The 3,409-nt window shown below is 70.3% G+C and carries 3 protein-coding genes; all 3 read left to right on the forward strand.

Annotation, left to right across the window (positions count from 1 at the left end; translation table 11 throughout):
* The coding region (locus F3J18_RS36240; RefSeq protein ID WP_166916965.1) for a 4'-phosphopantetheinyl transferase superfamily protein at positions 1 to 531 on the forward strand (531 nt) is incomplete at its 5' end.
* Between the two features lie 452 nt (positions 532 to 983).
* Positions 984 to 2,507, forward strand: coding sequence for a histidine ammonia-lyase (hutH, locus tag F3J18_RS36245; RefSeq protein WP_025101567.1), 1,524 nt, complete (start codon positions 984 to 986; stop codon positions 2,505 to 2,507).
* Between the two features lie 4 nt (positions 2,508 to 2,511).
* Entirely contained in the window at positions 2,512 to 3,207 is a 696-nt protein-coding gene (gene hutC, locus F3J18_RS36250; protein ID WP_013698787.1) for a histidine utilization repressor, read from the forward strand.
* Positions 3,208 to 3,409 lie beyond the last annotated feature (202 nt).

Raw genomic sequence — 3,409 nt, forward strand, 5'->3', positions numbered from 1 at the left:
CTGCGCGAGGTGCTCGGCGCCGCGCTCGGCGTGGCGCCGGCCGCGCTGCGTTTCGCCACCGGCGAGGCGGGGCGCCCTTCGCTGGTGGCGGATTGCGCGCCGGGCGCCGCCGCGCTCGATTTCAATGTCTCGCATTCGGGCAGCCACGCGTTGATCGCCTGGAGCGCGTCGACCCGCGTCGGCGTCGATGTCGAGGCGCCGCGCGAGGGTTTCGACTGGACGCCGCTGGGCCAGTCGGTGTTCGCGCCGGCCGACGAGGCCGCCGTGCTGGCTTGCGCGCCGGCCGGGCGGCGCGATGCCTTCTACCGTGTCTGGACCGCCAAGGAGGCGCTGCTGAAGGTGCTCGGCGTCGGCATCGCGGGCGGGCTCGAGGCGTTCTCGGTGCTCGATCCGCGGCGGCCCGGCGAACTGGTGCCCTGCGTGGTGGATTCGTCCGCGCCGGCCAGCGGCGTGGCGGCCTATACCGCCGCCTGGGTGGACGCGGCGCCAGGACATCCGGCCTGCCTCGCCTGGCGTCCGCTCGCGGGCTAGTAGGGCGAATAGGGCGAATAGGGCGAATAGGGCGCCGGCCGGTTCTGCGCGGTTGCCGGCTCGTCGGCGGCGCGCCGCGCCGTCGACGAGCCCGCGCCGGGCTTCCGGTTCGATTTCCAATCCGCTGTCCTCTCGTCGCGTTCCCGGCGCTGCCCTCGCGAGCCGCTGGCGCCGTGATGCTTCGTCGCGCCTGAGCTGGCGAGGCTGCCGTCCGGCAGTCCGCCGAGGCTCGTGACCTTTCCGTTCCCTCTTTCCTCGGAAGCTTTCCCAGCCTGGCTCCAAGCCGCCGCGCGCCGCGTTTTCGCGTGCATGGCCCGGCGTGTCCGCACCCATCCCGCCCCGTATGCGGCGCTAGGGAAATCCCTGAGCGTCGAATTTTGAAAACGGGTTGTCTATACAAGTCCGCGCATCTACACTGCTCAGCACCTAACTTGTATAGACAGGACGCCCTTATGATCACCTTGACCCCCGGCCATCTGACGCTCGCCCAACTTCGCTCGATCGCACGCGAGCCGGTCAAGATCGAGCTCGATCCGGCCAGCTTCGCCGCCATCGACCGCGGCGCGCAGGCGGTGGCCGACATCGCGGCCAAGGGCGAGCCGGCCTACGGCATCAACACCGGCTTCGGCCGTCTCGCCAGCACCCATATCCCGCACGACCAGCTCGAACTGCTGCAGAAGAACCTGGTGCTCTCGCACGCGGTCGGCGTGGGCGAGCCGATGAAGCTGCCGGTGGTGCGCCTGCTGATCGCGCTGAAGCTGTCGAGCCTCGGGCGCGGCCATTCGGGCATCCGCCGCGAGGTGATGAATGCGCTCGTCACGCTGTTCAACGCCGACGTGCTGCCGCTGATCCCGGTCAAGGGCTCGGTGGGCGCCTCGGGCGACCTGGCGCCGCTGGCCCATATGTCGGCCACCCTGCTGGGCATCGGCGAGGTGTTCATCCGCGGCGAACGCGCCAGCGCGGCCGACGGCCTGCGCTCGGTCGGCCTCGCGCCGCTCACGCTGCAGGCCAAGGAAGGCCTGGCCCTGCTCAACGGCACCCAGGCCTCGACGGCGCTGGCCCTCGACAACCTGTTCGCGATCGAGGATCTCTACCGCAGCGCGCTGGTGGCGGGCGCGCTGTCGGTCGACGCGGCGGCCGGCTCGGTCAAGCCCTTCGACGCGCGCATCCACGAACTGCGCGGCCATCGCGGCCAGATCGAGGCGGCCGCGGCCTATCGCGGCCTGCTCGAGGGCTCGAAGATCAATGTCTCGCACCAGGATTGCGACAAGGTGCAGGACCCGTACAGCCTGCGTTGCCAGCCGCAGGTGATGGGCGCCTGCCTGGACCAGATGCGCCACGCGGCCGGGGTGCTGCTGATCGAGGCGAACGCCGTCTCGGACAACCCGCTGATCTTCCCGGACACGGGCGAGGTGCTGTCGGGCGGCAACTTCCACGCCGAGCCGGTGGCCTTCGCGGCCGACAACCTGGCGCTGGCCGCCTCGGAAATCGGCGCGCTGGCCGAGCGCCGCATCGCGCTCCTGATCGACGCCACGCTGTCGGGCCTGCCGCCCTTCCTGGTCAAGGACGGCGGCGTGAACTCGGGCTTCATGATCGCGCACGTGACGGCCGCCGCGCTGGCCTCCGAGAACAAGACGCTGGCGCATCCGGCCTCGGTCGATTCGCTGCCCACCTCGGCCAACCAGGAAGACCACGTCTCGATGGCGACCTTCGCGGCACGCAAGCTCGGCGACATCGCCGAGAACGTCGCCGCGATCATCGCGATCGAGCTGCTGGCCGCCGCGCAGGGCGTGGACCTGCGCCAGCCGCACGCGACCAGCCCCAAGCTGCAGGAAGCGATGGCCACCATCCGCGAGCGCGTGCCGCACTATGACCTGGACCGCTACTTCGCGCCCGACATCGCCGTGATCACCGAGCAGGTGCGTGCCGGCGCGTTCGCCCGGCTGAGCCCGCTGTCCTTCGTCTCGGAGCAGTGATGCGATGAGCACGCCGGCCTACCAGGAGATCAAGGACTTCATCCTCGCGCGGATCCACGCGGGCGAGTGGGCCGAAGGCGACCTGGTGCCATCGGAGAACGAGCTGGCGCGCGACTTCAAGGTGGCGCGCATGACGGTGAACCGCGCGCTGCGCGAGCTGACGGCCGAGCAGGTCCTCACGCGCGTTCAGGGCGCCGGCACCTTCGTGGCGCGGCCGAAGTACGAGTCGACCCTGGTGGCGATCCGCAGCATCTCGGACGAGATCGCGGCACGCGGCCATCGCTACCACGGCCAGGTGCTCGAACTCCTCACCCTCGAGGCCGACGAGGCGCTGGCCGACGAGCTGCAGGTGGCGGTGGGCGCGAGCCTGTTCCTGTCGACCATGCTGCATTTCGAGAACGACGAGCCGGTCCAGCTCGAGCAGCGCTGGGTCAATCCGGCCGTGGCCGGCGCTTATGCGCAGCAGGATTTCACGGCCGTCACGCCGGCACAGTACCTGATGCGCGTCGCGCCGCTGCAGCGCGTCGAGTACCGCATCGAGGCGGCCGCGCCCGATCGCGAGATGCGCGAGCGGCTCGCGATGGGCGAGGCCGAGCCCTGCCTGGTGCTGCATCGGCGCACCTGGTCGCAGGGCGTGGTGGCCTCGATCGCGAACCTCTGGCACCCGGGCAGCCGTTATCGCTTCACCGGCCATTTCTGAACCGCAACCGCGCGGCCGCGCCAGGCGCCGAACCGTGCAGCCCTTTGCATCCATTCCTTCGTAGGGAGCCGTCGACATGAATCATCCCAAGCACATCGATCCGCGTCTCGATCCGACGCGCGTGATCCGCGCGCCGCGCGGCAGCGAGAAAACCTGCAAGACCTGGCTCGCCGAGGCGGCGTACCGGATGATCCAGAACAAT

Source organism: Burkholderia sp. Ax-1720, from assembly GCF_011753035.1.
Taxonomy (GTDB): domain Bacteria; phylum Pseudomonadota; class Gammaproteobacteria; order Burkholderiales; family Burkholderiaceae; genus Burkholderia; species Burkholderia gladioli.

What these genes read in the sequence shown, in the direction of transcription:
- hutH (WP_025101567.1), top strand. Translation starts at nt 984, where the DNA reads ATGATCACCTTGACCCCCGGCCATCTGACGCTCGCCCAACTTCGCTCG.
- hutC (WP_013698787.1), top strand. Translation starts at nt 2,512, where the DNA reads ATGAGCACGCCGGCCTACCAGGAGATCAAGGACTTCATCCTCGCGCGG.